Source organism: Rhizobium sp. NZLR1b, assembly GCF_019685155.1.
GTDB lineage: Bacteria > Pseudomonadota > Alphaproteobacteria > Rhizobiales > Rhizobiaceae > Rhizobium.
The window spans coordinates 104,072-116,625 of record NZ_JABDWC010000007.1; the positions used below are offsets into that span (position 1 = coordinate 104,072).

Below are 12,554 nucleotides of genomic sequence, written 5' to 3' on the forward strand. Positions count from 1 at the left end.
CGAATTCGCTCATCCGCGCGGATGCAGATGATTAAACCAGTCTAAATAATCATGGCAAAGAAATGGTTAACCGCAGCGTGTAAGAATTATGCATCATTCCTTAAATCGGAATCGATCTAAGGATAAAATTTGCGCGCCTTAAAAGACACGCGGCGCTGTAGCGTCAGCTCGCTTTCTTGTGGTCTGACCGCGGCTGCAGCGTGGTCACGACCTCTTCCGGATGGCTGAGTATCCTTTCGCGCCGGCGGAAGCGGTAGCGAAGGACATGGAAAAGAAAGATCGGGATGCCGACGATGTAGCGGCGCCAAAGGCGCGTCGGCTCCTGCAGCAGGCGATAAGCCCATTCCATTCGCATCATCCGCACCGTCTTCGGCGCGCGCGGGACGGCGCCGGAGACGAAGTCGAACAGAGCGCCGACCGTCAGCACCAGGCGCGCATGATCGGCACGGATATTGTCGTGGACCCATTTCTCCTGCAGCGGCGTTCCCATGCCGACAATCAAAATATCGAGCTTCTGGCGCTCAAGCTCGTCGGTAACGACAGCGGAATCGACCGTGTCGAAGTAACCGTCGGAAACAACGACGAATTCATGCCAGGGTGTATGCCGGCGGAAATTTTCCGCCGCCGCCTCGACGACCGAACGTGTGCCGCCGATGAGGCCGATGCGGCGCGGGGCCTCCATAAAGGTGAGGAAGGCCGGGACGAAATCGGTGCCGTTCAGATTGGCGGGAAACGGCGCACCATGGGCGATCTGCGATGCAATGTTGAGGCCGATGCCGTCCGGCAGCACCAGATTGTGCGACATGATCCGGTAATATTCGTCGTCGTGAAGCGCGGTCAGCATGTTGTGGGCGTTGACGAAGCAAACCACGGTCTGGCCGACGGGAATGGAGGCCAGCTCGTTGATGAAAACGAGGGCGTCGTCCCAACCGAGATCGCAGACCGGCAGATCGAAGATCGTCCGCCGCGATGCGAGCACCGCGAAGTTTGCAATCAGATTCATTCCTACCTCCTGCCGAGGGTGCTGCATGCGCCCGACATCCCGGAAAACAAGCCCATAATTCCGCACCGGAGGTCTCGAAAGGACCGGCCGCGTCCAGCCCGGACGGCGCTGCCCCGATTTTGGGAGGCAGCATACGCCAAGCTGTGACACCTGATATAACAGGACGGCTTCAAACAACCCTTAGGAAAATTCCTTGAATTTTTATGCGCGTATAAGTGGTTTATTAACCACGTGCGCCAACGAAAAACGGCGCCTTGCGGCGCTGTTTTTCGTCGACGACAATATAACGCTTAGTGGGCGGCTGCCGCCGGCGCTTCGCCGGCCGGTGCGGTCTCGACGATCTTGATAGGTGCGCCCATCTTCTTCGGCTGCCCGGCGGAGCTTTGCTTGACATCTTCCTTGGAGAGATAGTCGAGCTGCTCCAGCATCACGTCGGCGACATACTCGCCGCCGAGGCGCTCGTTCATGCCCTTCTTGATCTCTTCGCGGAAGGCCTTCGGATCGAAGGATTTGATGTGGGCGATATCGACCGTCTTGTTGCCGACGAGCAGGCTGAAAAGCTCGTCCGTCGTCATCTCGGCCAGCGGCAGCGTCACGCCCTTCAGCATCTCCTTGTTCATCATGAAGGAAACGCGGCCAATAAAGTAGCCGGTCACCGCGCCGTTACCGATGATCGGCACCGTGATCGTTTCACCCTTCACCAGTTCGAGCGCGCTCTGCTTGGAGTCCGTTGCCGCGGGCGCCGGCGCGGTCGCCAGGTACACCGAGAAATAGACCGATGCCAAGGTAATGGCGCAAACCCAGACACCGGTGAGGACGAGCTTGATCATCAGTTTCCACGCACGGCGAATTGTTCCTGGGAATAGGTGCCGTCGGCATCGGCGTCCTGAACGGCGTTCTTCAGGAGGTCGGCGACGGCGCGAACCGCTTCGAGGTGCGCCTCGACACGACGGGCATTGAGAACCAGCTTCTTCTTCAAGCCGTGCAACTGATCGAGATGGGCAGCGGCGAGCTCGGCCGGATCGGTGTCGCGGAACAGCATCGACAACTCGTAAAGGCAGCGGCTCTTATGCGCATTGGAGACCTTGAGATCAAACTGCGGGTCGTTGCCGATCCGGGTGTTCTCATTGTCGATGATCATTTCGAGGCGTCCGAGAACGGATTTGATCCTATATTCGTTCGAAACTATTTCCATGGTACCCCCGGTTATGCGTCGTTTAGAGATTACGCCGAAAAGTGTGCGCGGTTTTCGGACGATATAACGCTCTAACTATCTGATTGAGAACAGGATTCACATTTTAGGTCAATGGGCCTAAATTCATCCTGTTTTATCGGTCTTGGCTTCGGCGGTCGGCGTGCCAAATGTCTTGCGCTGGAAGTCGTCGATCATGCTGAGCGCAATGTTGCGGTCATCCTTATCGGTCGAAGCATTGACGATCTTGCCTTCCTGCCGGCGCAGCTGCTCGCTGTACATCTGCTTGGCGATGCCGATGCCGTCACCCTTGGCCATGACGTTGCCGAGCTGCTCGGCCATCATGCCTTTCCAGATATCGCCGGTCGCACCCTTACCGTAGACGTCGTCGCTTTCGCTCGGCAGCATGTTCTTGACGAAATTCTGCAGAACCATGGCCTCGAATTTCCGATAGCTTTCCGGCACTTCCTCAGCCTTGGTGCGGTTCTGGATATTGTTGACGCCGCTCTTCTGGCCGATATGGTCGAGAATATCGACCGTATTGGCGAAGCCCTTGCCGTTCTCGGCGAGGCTCGTTGCAGCAAAGGCCGCACGATTTGCCTTCAATTTTTCCTGGGCTGCCTGAACCTCCATGGGGTCGGCAGCTTTGACAACATCCAGGACCAGATCACTGGGGGGCGAAATAGCCACGTTACAATCCTCTAAATTAAGATCGTAACGACTATGGATTTCGAAGCTTGCTGGAGGCTGGCGTTGCGAATTGCTGATCGATGACATCGTAGACGGCATTGTCATCGGCCTCGCGGCGCTCGGCCTCAAGGGCCTCTTTCATGCCTTCTTCGAAACGATCCCCCTTGGCGCGTTCGCGCGCCAGCCGCATCTCGTGGACCTGCTGCATGCCGGTCAGCTGCTGGTCCTTGATGCTGAGCCTGCCAAATCGATCGGCGTAATTCTGCGAGAAGGCGTGGTGGACCGGGTCCATCGAGCCGAGCGCGAGGATGACGTCGTCCATCGCCGCATTGACCTCGACGCGCTGGCGGCTGGTTTCGGCCAGATCGTTCTCGGCCATCCTTTCGATATGCCGCTGCACCGAGAGCAATCGCTTGAGCTTCTGGGAGCGGTTCTTTTCGATCATGGCAGCCTCATCGCCCGATATAGATCGAGCCGAAGGACTGGCCGAACTGGCTGACCATCGCCGCAATCGAGAAATAGATCAGGAAGAGCCCGCCCATCAGCAGATAGGGCGTCGAGATGAAGTAAACCGGTATCTGCGGCGCCAGCTTGTTGATGAAGCCGATCGAGACATTGAAGATCAGGCCGTAGATCAAGAACGGGCTCGACAGCCGCAGCATGATGTAGGTGGTCTGCTCCAGCGTGTCGGTAAAGGAGATCAGCGTCGCGCGCATCTGCATCAGACCGCCGAACGGCATGGTCGTGTAGGAATCGATCAGTGCGCGGAAGACGATGTGATGAAAATCCATGATGAACAGGATCATGATGCCGGCAAAGGTGACGAAAGCGGAAAGGCTGGTCTCCGGCGTATCTTCGAGGATGTCGGCGGAGCCCGGCTGGGAGTAGCCGACCATCATGGCGAGGATCGAGGCGGCGAACTGCATGCCGAGCGTGTAGATCCTCGCCAGCATGCCGTACATCACGCCGATCAGCGATTCGCTGACGATCAGGCCGATATATGTTCCGGAACCGGTGTGAACGGCCGGATAGACAGTGTCCCAGAGCAGCGGCATGACGGCGATCGAGAGCGCGCCTGCGATGAAGACGCGCAGTTGGTCGGGCACGCGCGCCGAGGAAAAACCCGGAAGAGCCAGCACACACCCACCGATTCGGCAGAAAACCAGAAACAGTGCGAGAACGGTCCCTTGCGGGTCTGTTATCATGAAATGGAGCCCAAAATCTTTATCTCGATGCCCTTGGCCAGTTCGACATGCGACAGGACCGGCAGCGTGGCAAACAGCCGTTCGATGATCATGCGCACATAGGAGCGTGTTTCCGGCGACGTGACAAGTACGAATGGCAGGCCGCGATCCATGAACTCACGGATAACTTTGGTGGCTTGCTCGCTGAACTCCTCGAGGCTGCGCGGATCGATGTCGAATTCGATCACTTCGCCCTTGGCGTCGCGCTTCAATGCCTGATGGAAAGCGAGATCCCATTTGCTACCCAACCTGAGGACGCGCAGCACGCCGTTGTCGGCGAGGTCGCCGCAAAGCTGCTGGGCCATGCGAATGCGGACATGCTCGACGATCTGCTCGGTCTTTCTGACATGCGGAGCGAGCTCGGCCACCGCTTCGAGAATGAGGTGCAGGTTGCGGATCGACACGCGTTCGGCAAGCAGAAGCTTGAGCACCGCCTGCAGGCCCGAATAGGACATGTGTGACGAGCAGATCTCGTCGGCGAGCTTCTTGTATTCGGGATCGAGCCGGTCGATCAGCACCTTGACGTCCTTGTAGGACAGAAGCTGCGGCAGGTTGTTGCGGATGACCTCGCTCATATGGGTCAGCACGACAGAGACGTTGTCGATAGGCTGGAAGCCCTCGCGTTTCAGATCGTCGGTGAAGTTTTCGAGGATCGAGACGGCAGGCATGCCGAAGGCGGGTTCGCGGATTTCATCGCCGGGGATGCTTGGCCGGCGGCCGGCACCGGTGACGACGAGGACTTCGCCGACGCGCAGCAGGTTGGAGGCGACCGTCGTGCCGTGAATGCGGATCTGGTAGGATTTCTCGGCGATGGCGATATCGTCGGTGACCTTGATTTCGGGCACGACGAAACCGTATTGCGTGGCGAACTTCTTGCGCATCTTGCCAACGCGGAAGGCGAGTTCCTGGTGGGCGCCGAGCAGGCGCGTCGAGACCATCTTACCGAGTGCGAGCTCGATCTCCGAGGTGCGCAGTACCGCCTTGACCGAATCCTTTTCCAGTTCCTTGCTTTGGACGACCTTATTTTCCTCCTGCTCGCGGCGAAGCTTGTTTTCAGCCTCGACCTTACGCGGTATGAACCAGGCGCCGAAGGCGAGAAGACCGCCGAGGATCGTGAAAGGGACAAACGGCAGGCCCGGCATCAGCGCCAGGATGAACATCAGCACGGCCGAGACGGAAAGCGCACGGGGGTAACCGCTGAGCTGATTGACGACCGCCTGGTCGGTGGAGCCGGTGGTGCCGCCGCGAGAAACGAGAAGGCCGGCGGCGAGCGAGACGATCAGGGCCGGCATCTGCGAGACGAGGCCGTCGCCGACGGAGAGCTTGACGAAGACGTCGGCCGCTTCGCCGATGGGCATGCCGTGGCGGAAATAGCCGATGATGATGCCGCCGAAGACGTTAATGGCGGTGATGATGAGGCCGGCGACGGCATCGCCACGCACGAATTTCGAGGCACCGTCCATCGCACCGAAGAAGGAGCTTTCCTCTTCGAGTTCTCTGCGCCGGCGCTGGGCTTCCTTCTCGTCGATGATGCCGGCCGAAAGATCGGCGTCGATCGACATCTGCTTGCCGGGAATGGCATCGAGCGTGAAACGCGCGCCGACTTCGGCGATGCGCGTGGCACCCTTGGTGATGACGATGAAGTTGATGGTGATGAGGATCAGGAAGACGATCAGACCGATGACGAAATCGCCGGACATCACCAGGCTTGCGAAACCGGCGATGACGCCGCCCGCCGCATCGTGGCCTTCATTGCCGTGGGACAGGATGACGCGCGTCGTCGCGATGTTCAGCGCCAGCCGGGTCATCGTTGCGATCAACAGAATGGTCGGGAAAGACGAGAAATCGAGCGGTTTCTGAATCCACAACGCGACCATCAGGATCAGCACCGAGAAGGCGATCGAGAAGGCAAGTCCCATATCGATCAGGAATGGCGGAATCGGCAGGAAGAGAATGCAGATGATGCCGATGATGCCGAGGGCAAAACCGACATCGCGCAGGCTCGGGGCGACTTTCGGAAGGGGGAGTGCAGGTGGTTGCGCCATAACAGTTCCGTCTCTTCATGAGAGGAGGCGGACTCGGTCCACCCAATTCGGATCGAGAGTTAAATGGCGAAGCTTGCGCGAAGGTGGCTCAAAAGCCGGACTGGATGCGCGAGAAGACCAGATTGGTGAAAATCGAGATCTGCGAGCCGACGAAGGGTGCTGTGACGCCGACGGTGATCAGCACCGCGACGATTTTCGGCACGAAGGTCAGCGTCGCTTCCTGCACCTGTGTCAGTGCCTGGATTAGGGCGATGACGAGACCCACCACCATCGCGGCGATGACCGCGGGACCGGCGGCAATCAGCACGGTCCAGATCGCGGCCTGGAACAGATCCAATGCATCAGCTTCATTCATCTGAAGGCAACCTCATATCGCCTCGAAGCAGCCCCGCCATTGCCGGGCCGCTGTTGGTTGGTATCACCCGACGCGTCTTCGCCGCGGTATCAGGTATCAGTGTTGTCGCTGGTCGTGGTCGTCGTGGCCGGCGCCTGGCTGGCAACAGTGATTCCCGCCTGCACGAGTATCTTACCCCCATCCTTGGTCGTCGCAATCACGCCGTCGGAATAAACTTTGACGGAATCGATGATGCCTTTGACGGTGCCGTCGGCGCTTTCCATGTATTTGCCGACGTAGCTGCTGGCCTGGGTAAGGCTGGAGCTGGACAGCAGCGTGTCCAGCTTGGTGTTGGTCTGGATCGTCTGCTCGACCTGCGAGAAGCTTGCCAGCTGCGACATCTGCTCGCTGGCATCGACCGGGTCGGTCGGATCCTGATTCTTCATCTGCGCGATCAGCAGCTGAAGGAAATTGTCGTAGTTCAGCGTCGCTTTTTGCTGGGCCGAATTCGTCGTGCTCGTCGTGCTCGTGTTGGTCACGCTTGATGTTGCATCTACCGCCATGGTGCAATCTCCCTGCGAATCTGCTCGACCATCGTCGGCGGCATTTCGTGGTTGTTGAGGATATTGTCTTCGATCGCATAGAGGCCGCGGATCGCCTTCAACGCATCAAAAGCGCGGCCGGTCGAGACGAGCGCATCGATGCGCTTCAGTTCCGCGAGGATTTCCTCGTTTTTGAAGCAGCTGAGCAGCATGGTGATCGACTTGCGGAACATCGCCGTCGAGTGGTCCTTGCCCTCGGGATTGATGAGGATCATCTGCGCGATGAAATAGAGCTGACGCAGGGGCGTGGTGGCCGCTTCCGGCTGGAGGACGTGGTTTTCGAGAAGGAACGTCACGTCATTCAGGAATTCCAGCGCGACCTTGCGGTCGACGCGCAGGACGGCGCCGTTGATGAAGATTCTTTCTCCGGCTTTCAGAGAAATGCGAAGTGTACTTTTCATTTAAGTCCATCCCTGATGATGGTGGTAACGTCGATGATGCCCTGGTAGTTATTCGACAGACGCTTTCGTATCCTGTCGCATTCCTTCAATATCCAGATCGCGATCGAGATGAGGTTGGCCCTGAGCTGGATCTCCAGCTGATTGTCGGGATGTTTCAGATCCTCGATGAAGCTGATCCACACCCTGCGCGTATAAAACAGGGCTTCGATGGCTTCCCGGCCGTATTTTTCCTTTTCGCGCGCCAACGACAGCAGGTCTATGGACCGGTCAAGAACCTGCCATTCCCGCTCTTTCGCGTCGGCCACCGAGTCCTGCATGACTTCGGCATATGAGAACTGATACATTCATGCATCCTTCTTTATACTGCGCGCCTTTGCTCATCAAAGGTAGTTTACGAGACTCAACTGCTGGATCTTCGAGACGATCGTGTAAGCCGTTTCAAGCTGTGTTTCCAAAGTCTTGACCAGGGTCGAGGCTTCGTAGGGATCAACGCCCTGAAGATCGACCAGCTTGTTCTTGATGATATTCGACTGGGCGTCGAGAGCGTCGTTGGACTTCTTGACGCGCTCCTGGGAAAGGCCGAGCTGGCTTGCCTGCGTCACGAGGCCGCTGGTCGCCTTCGTCGTGTAGGTGATCGCCTGCTTGGACACCGTGCTCATCGCATCGCTGCTGAGGTTCTGGCCGAGCAGCGCCGAGGTCATCACCGAGGCGAGCGCCATGTAGCGCATGCCTTCGGAATTGGCGTTGGTCGAGGATTCGATCACTTCGGAATTGCTGATGCGGCTCGTCATGTTCTGGCTGGATGCCTGCGACCAGCCGGTCGTCGGGTCGGTCCAGGCAGTTTCGCTGAACATCGGCTCCACCGTCGTCGTGATGAAGGTGCTCATCTCGGTGCCGGTGAGGTCGCTGACCGCCTTCGGCGGGGCGAGAGCGGCTGCATAGCTGTTCAGTGCCGTAACGATGGCGGCACTCGTCGCGGTCGTCTTGTCGGTCAGCGGCTGCACATCGGTGTTGATGCCCGAGAACAAATATTCACCGTTCACCATGGTATTGGCCGTGTCCATCATGGTGGACAATGCGCTGGTTGCCGACTGGATGGCGACGGTGATGCTGCCGGGATCATGGCTGCCCTGGAGCGCTGTCAGCTTCGAAACGAGGCCGTCGCCGACGTCCTTCATTTTGGAAAGGCCGAGCTGCGAGGATTCCATCCGGGCGGTGACCAGGGAATTGCTTGCTTTGATCGAGTCGATCCTGTCGACTTCGCGGCTGAAATCGACGCTTCTCGCGGCATTGCCGCCGAGCGAGATGCCGATATCCGCATAGACTCCCGTCGTTGCTTCCATCGTCGCCTTGGTCATCTGGTTCTGCGCCTGACGGATCGTCAACCGCATCGCATTCTGAATGGCCGAACTTGAAATAAATGAGCTCTTCATGGCTTAACTCGCAATATCCAGCAATGACTTCAGCATTTCGTCGACGGCGTTGAGGATCTTGGTCGCCGCCTTGTAGGACTGCTCTATGTCGAGGAGCAGCGTCAGTTCCTCGTCGAGGTTGACGCCGGTCTCATTGGAATAGGCCTCATCGGAGCGTGACAGCGCCGCCGAGGTGTTTTCCGCCGCCGTCGTGGCGTTGCTGCGGTATTGTTCGAGCCAGCCGAGGGAATTGGTGGCGAATTCCATGATGCTGACGTTCGAATCGATGCCCGTTGTGGCGTCGAAACCGACCGCTGGTCCCGCTGCCGGGTCGAAATCGATGTCGGAGCCCAGTGCCGTATAGAGGCGATCGAGTTCCGTCGTATAACCGCTGACGCCGGTGGGATTGAGGACAAGGCCTGTGGCGTTGACGCCGCCATCGCGCAGGCGCATCGGATCGCCGCCCTGCGCGGTGATGACGCGGCTGCTGACGGTGATGGTCGCCGCCATGCCCGCGACCGCGGTGGCGCCGGTATCGACCGTGCCGCCGCTCCAGGTGAAGAGGCCGGGCACATAGGCCGGGCCGGCTGCCGTGTTCTGCTCCTTGAAGAGCGAGACCAGACCGCGGGCGACTTCATCGAGCTGCTTCTGGAAATTAGGGGCGATCTCGTCACGGACCTGGAGGAGCGACTGGAGGCTGCCCTGCCCCGTTGCCGTCGATCCGCTGCCGCGCGCAAGTGCGACACCGTCGATATAAACCGAATTGCCGGCGATGGTAGCGTTGTAGACATCCTGAGACTTGAACGTCACCTTGCGCGGGATCGTCTCGAAGAGGATCGTCCCGTCAGATGTGCTCAGCACCATGTCGTTATTGTCGCGCGTCGTCGTATTGACACCGACGATCTGCGAAATCTGCTTGAGAGCCTTCTCGCGTTCATCGAGAGCGCCTGAGGCATCCGCACCCGAGGCCGTGGCGGTCTTCACCGCATTGTTGGCTTTCTCGAAGTCACTGAGGAGCGTATTCAGCTTATCGACGTCGGTGGCGATCTGCTTGTCGGCGGTGGCGCGGACGTCCTGAACGGATTGCGAGGCATTGTTCAGCGAGTTGGCGACATCCTGGGCGGCAGTGATGGCGCCCTGAGCGGCGACGGTGCTGCCCGGCGTCGTGCGGAAGGCCTGAAGCTTCTGCTGGAAAACACCGAGATAGGTGGATGGCGACGTTTCGTAGTCGTTGCCACCCATGATCGACTTCAGGTCCTCGAGACCGCCCAGCAATGCCTGCTGGGCGCTGTCCTGCGAGGATGTCTTCAGATATTGGCGCAGCAGGGCATCTTCCTGTGCCCGGTCGATCTTGACGACCTGCGCGCCGTTCAAGGACGTGGTGAGCATCGCCTGTCGGCGCACGTAATCTTTGTTGCCCGCATTCGAGATATTGTTCGATACGACACTGCTCTGCGTGCCGGTATTGTTGAATATGTTCTGCGCGGTATTAAGTGCGGATGTGAGCGACATGGCTTACCCGTTACCCTGCTTATCTCTTGAGGTTGACGAGGACGTCCATGATGTCGGAACCCGTCTGGAAGACCTTGGAATTGGCGGTATAGCTGCGTTGCGATTCGATCATCTCGGTCAGCTCGCCGGCGAGGTCGACATTCGAACCTTCGAGAGCGCCCGATTTGATCGTGCCGAGACCGTTGGTCTGCGGGAAACCGGTGACGGTGACACCCGACTGGCCGTTGGCGCTGTAGACGTTGCCGCTCATCAGGGTCAATTTGTCCGGGCTTGCGACATTGGCAAGGGGAATACGGTAGAGGGGCTTCGTGCTGCCGTCTTCATACTTAGCGTAGACAATGCCGTCGCCATCGATCGTGACGTCTTTGACCGGGGTCGCCGCCTGGCCGTTCGGCGTACCGGTGCCGGAGAAGTCGGCGCCGAGCTGGGTGAAGCCGGAGAGGTCCATGGCGATCGACTGGCCGGTCACCGTATCGGCGATCGTGACGGCGCCGGTTGAGGTCATCTTGCCGTTGGCGTCGAAGGTGAGCGTTCCCGTGCCGACAGAACCACCGGCGCTATAGGGGAAGGAGGTCGTGCCGCCGACCGCCGCATTGGCGTTGCGGAACATCGCCACTTCCCAAGTGGCTGCAGTAGCGGGAGATGCCGGTGGCGGCGTCACGACCGAGCTCTTCGTGAAGTAGAAGTCGTACATCACCTTGTTGCCGAGACGGTCGTAGGCGACCATCGAGACCTTCTTGGTGTCGGCCGTCGTTGTGGCAAGGTTGGCGCTCGGAGCCGTCGCGGGAGCGACCGGAGCGATCTTCGCATTGGAATCGAGGTTGCCCTTGAAGATGCCTGAGGTCGAAGCGATGGCGGTCAGGCCATCCTGGTTGACGTTGACCGGAACGAGACCGTCGAAGCCGTTGACGACGACGGCGGGGGCGCCGGAGTCGTAGGAATAGCCCATCAGCTGAAAGCCGGCGGCATTGACGAGGTTGCCTTCGTCGTCCTTGGTGAAGTCGCCGGCGCGGGTCAGAACCGGCGTGCCGTCAGCGCCCTGGACGATGAAGAAGCCGTCGCCCGAAATCGCGAGGTCGGTGCCCGAGGTGGTGTAGGAAATGTCGCCCTGGTCGGAGACGGCCTGGCGGACCGAGGTCTGGACGCCGCCGGAATTGTAATTGCCGCCCGAGGAAGGCAGGACCAGCGACGAGAAGCTCGTCGACACGGCCTTGTAACCGGTGGTGTTCACGTTGGCGATGTTATCGGCAACGGTGCTGAGGCGGTTCGCCTGTGCGTTCATCCCCGATACTGCCGTCTTCATGCTGCCGAAAATGCTCATCTGAAAACCTCGTTTTACCTGTTAAGCTCGAGAGTATTTGTCGGGCCTTGCGTGAAGCTGTCTGTCAGGGCGAGCTGCGAGGCCAATATCGAGGTTCAGCCGGGCGCCGCCGCCCGGCCGGAAAAATCAGGCCCAATCGATGCAGTAGCCAAGGAAGCGCTTGGAATCGACCGGATCGACGCCGAGCTTCTTGCGCAGCTTCTTGCGCAGCTTCGAGATGTGGCTTTCGACGACGTTCTCCTCGACCTCTTCATCGAAGATTCCGTAGATGGCGTTGAAGATCTGGGTCTTGGTGACCCTGCGACCGCGATTGGCGATCAAATATTCGAGGATGCGGCGCTCGCGCCGGGGAAGCGCGAAGACTTCGCCGTTGATCTCGGGGTCGCGGCCATCCGAGAAAACACGGATCCCGCCGATCTCGGTGTAGTTGGAGATCGCCTTCAGCCGGCGCCGGATCGCGGCCGCCCTTGCGAGAATTTCGCGGGGATGCACCGGTTTGCGCACTACGTCGTCGACGCCGCAATCGAACAGTGCAAGGGTGTTTTCCAACGAGTGCTGGTCGCTGACTGCAATCACCGGCGCCATTGACCGGTCCCGGATCGCCCGGGGCAATTCGTAGTTACGCTGACCCTGACCGATCAGGAAGGCCTCGACTGCCGCTATATCGGAGTCGGCAGCGGTCTGTACCCACTCGCCAAATTCCGTCGGATCAAAGCCGGTGGAGGGAATGCCCTCACGGCCAAACAGAGATGTGTATCCATCTTTTACGAGCTCACGCTCATCAACCACGACGATCAT

The 12,554-nt window shown here is 59.1% G+C and carries 15 protein-coding genes; all 15 read right to left on the minus strand.

What is annotated here, in order from left to right:
• Positions 1–163 precede the first annotated feature (163 nt).
• The 15 genes from HJB84_RS12630 to rem all read right to left on the minus strand — a co-directional run bounded on the left by HJB84_RS12630 (position 164) and on the right by rem (position 12,554).
• The gene (locus HJB84_RS12630) at positions 164–1,003 is read right to left on the minus strand and encodes a WecB/TagA/CpsF family glycosyltransferase (RefSeq protein ID WP_221116084.1); all 840 of its coding nucleotides are present in this window, start codon (positions 1,001–1,003) and stop codon (positions 164–166) included.
• A 290-nt stretch (positions 1,004–1,293) separates the two neighbouring features.
• Positions 1,294–1,833: a hypothetical protein gene (locus HJB84_RS12635; protein ID WP_221116085.1), complete on the minus strand. Its 540-nt coding sequence runs from the start codon at positions 1,831–1,833 to the stop codon at positions 1,294–1,296.
• Complete coding sequence (locus HJB84_RS12640; RefSeq protein WP_207582955.1) at positions 1,833–2,198, minus strand: hypothetical protein; 366 nt, start codon at positions 2,196–2,198, stop codon at positions 1,833–1,835. Before HJB84_RS12640 ends, HJB84_RS12635 begins: the two co-directional genes overlap by 1 nt.
• A 123-nt stretch (positions 2,199–2,321) precedes the next feature.
• Positions 2,322–2,885: a rod-binding protein gene (locus tag HJB84_RS12645; RefSeq protein WP_207582954.1), complete on the minus strand. Its 564-nt coding sequence runs from the start codon at positions 2,883–2,885 to the stop codon at positions 2,322–2,324.
• Positions 2,886–2,916: 31 nt separating this feature from the next.
• Positions 2,917–3,330 (minus strand): hypothetical protein, encoded by a 414-nt coding sequence (locus HJB84_RS12650; protein ID WP_207582953.1) that lies wholly within the window; start codon positions 3,328–3,330, stop codon positions 2,917–2,919.
• A 7-nt stretch (positions 3,331–3,337) separates the two neighbouring features.
• Positions 3,338–4,090 (minus strand): flagellar biosynthetic protein FliR, encoded by a 753-nt coding sequence (gene fliR / locus HJB84_RS12655; RefSeq protein ID WP_221116086.1) that lies wholly within the window; start codon positions 4,088–4,090, stop codon positions 3,338–3,340.
• Positions 4,087–6,174: a flagellar biosynthesis protein FlhA gene (gene flhA / locus HJB84_RS12660; protein ID WP_207582951.1), complete on the minus strand. Its 2,088-nt coding sequence runs from the start codon at positions 6,172–6,174 to the stop codon at positions 4,087–4,089. Before flhA ends, fliR begins: the two co-directional genes overlap by 4 nt.
• Before the next feature lie 88 nt (positions 6,175–6,262).
• Positions 6,263–6,529 carry a flagellar biosynthesis protein FliQ gene (fliQ, locus tag HJB84_RS12665; protein ID WP_009992823.1) on the minus strand — a complete coding sequence of 89 codons (267 nt, stop codon included), beginning with the start codon at positions 6,527–6,529 and terminating at the stop codon, positions 6,263–6,265.
• An 89-nt stretch (positions 6,530–6,618) separates the two neighbouring features.
• The gene (gene flgD, locus HJB84_RS12670; protein WP_207582950.1) at positions 6,619–7,071 is read right to left on the minus strand and encodes a flagellar hook assembly protein FlgD; all 453 of its coding nucleotides are present in this window, start codon (positions 7,069–7,071) and stop codon (positions 6,619–6,621) included.
• Entirely contained in the window at positions 7,062–7,511 is a 450-nt protein-coding gene (gene flbT / locus HJB84_RS12675; protein ID WP_007633262.1) for a flagellar biosynthesis repressor FlbT, read from the minus strand. Before flbT ends, flgD begins: the two co-directional genes overlap by 10 nt.
• Entirely contained in the window at positions 7,508–7,855 is a 348-nt protein-coding gene (gene flaF / locus HJB84_RS12680; RefSeq protein WP_164006557.1) for a flagellar biosynthesis regulator FlaF, read from the minus strand. Before flaF ends, flbT begins: the two co-directional genes overlap by 4 nt.
• 36 nt (positions 7,856–7,891) lie before the next feature.
• Positions 7,892–8,944 (minus strand): flagellar hook-associated family protein, encoded by a 1,053-nt coding sequence (locus HJB84_RS12685; protein WP_207582949.1) that lies wholly within the window; start codon positions 8,942–8,944, stop codon positions 7,892–7,894.
• Positions 8,945–8,947: 3 nt separating this feature from the next.
• Positions 8,948–10,435 carry a flagellar hook-associated protein FlgK gene (gene flgK, locus HJB84_RS12690; RefSeq protein WP_207582948.1) on the minus strand — a complete coding sequence of 496 codons (1,488 nt, stop codon included), beginning with the start codon at positions 10,433–10,435 and terminating at the stop codon, positions 8,948–8,950.
• 19 nt (positions 10,436–10,454) lie between these two features.
• Positions 10,455–11,756, minus strand: a complete 1,302-nt coding sequence (locus HJB84_RS12695; RefSeq protein ID WP_207582947.1) for a flagellar hook protein FlgE — start codon at positions 11,754–11,756, stop codon at positions 10,455–10,457.
• 126 nt (positions 11,757–11,882) lie between these two features.
• Entirely contained in the window at positions 11,883–12,554 is a 672-nt protein-coding gene (gene rem / locus HJB84_RS12700) for a transcriptional activator Rem (RefSeq protein ID WP_007633267.1), read from the minus strand.

Bases quoted from the DNA above. Each gene is read 5' to 3' on its own strand.
- HJB84_RS12695 (WP_207582947.1), bottom strand. From the start codon at position 11,756: ATGAGCATTTTCGGCAGCATGAAGACGGCAGTATCGGGGATGAACGCA.
- fliQ (WP_009992823.1), bottom strand. From the start codon at position 6,529: ATGAATGAAGCTGATGCATTGGATCTGTTCCAGGCCGCGATCTGGACC.
- flaF (WP_164006557.1), bottom strand. From the start codon at position 7,855: ATGTATCAGTTCTCATATGCCGAAGTCATGCAGGACTCGGTGGCCGAC.
- flbT (WP_007633262.1), bottom strand. From the start codon at position 7,511: ATGAAAAGTACACTTCGCATTTCTCTGAAAGCCGGAGAAAGAATCTTC.
- HJB84_RS12685 (WP_207582949.1), bottom strand. From the start codon at position 8,944: ATGAAGAGCTCATTTATTTCAAGTTCGGCCATTCAGAATGCGATGCGG.
- HJB84_RS12640 (WP_207582955.1), bottom strand. From the start codon at position 2,198: ATGGAAATAGTTTCGAACGAATATAGGATCAAATCCGTTCTCGGACGC.
- fliR (WP_221116086.1), bottom strand. From the start codon at position 4,090: ATGATAACAGACCCGCAAGGGACCGTTCTCGCACTGTTTCTGGTTTTC.
- flhA (WP_207582951.1), bottom strand. From the start codon at position 6,174: ATGGCGCAACCACCTGCACTCCCCCTTCCGAAAGTCGCCCCGAGCCTG.
- HJB84_RS12630 (WP_221116084.1), bottom strand. From the start codon at position 1,003: ATGAATCTGATTGCAAACTTCGCGGTGCTCGCATCGCGGCGGACGATC.
- flgK (WP_207582948.1), bottom strand. From the start codon at position 10,435: ATGTCGCTCACATCCGCACTTAATACCGCGCAGAACATATTCAACAAT.
- flgD (WP_207582950.1), bottom strand. From the start codon at position 7,071: ATGGCGGTAGATGCAACATCAAGCGTGACCAACACGAGCACGACGAGC.
- rem (WP_007633267.1), bottom strand. From the start codon at position 12,554: ATGATCGTCGTGGTTGATGAGCGTGAGCTCGTAAAAGATGGATACACA.
- HJB84_RS12650 (WP_207582953.1), bottom strand. From the start codon at position 3,330: ATGATCGAAAAGAACCGCTCCCAGAAGCTCAAGCGATTGCTCTCGGTG.
- HJB84_RS12635 (WP_221116085.1), bottom strand. From the start codon at position 1,833: ATGATCAAGCTCGTCCTCACCGGTGTCTGGGTTTGCGCCATTACCTTG.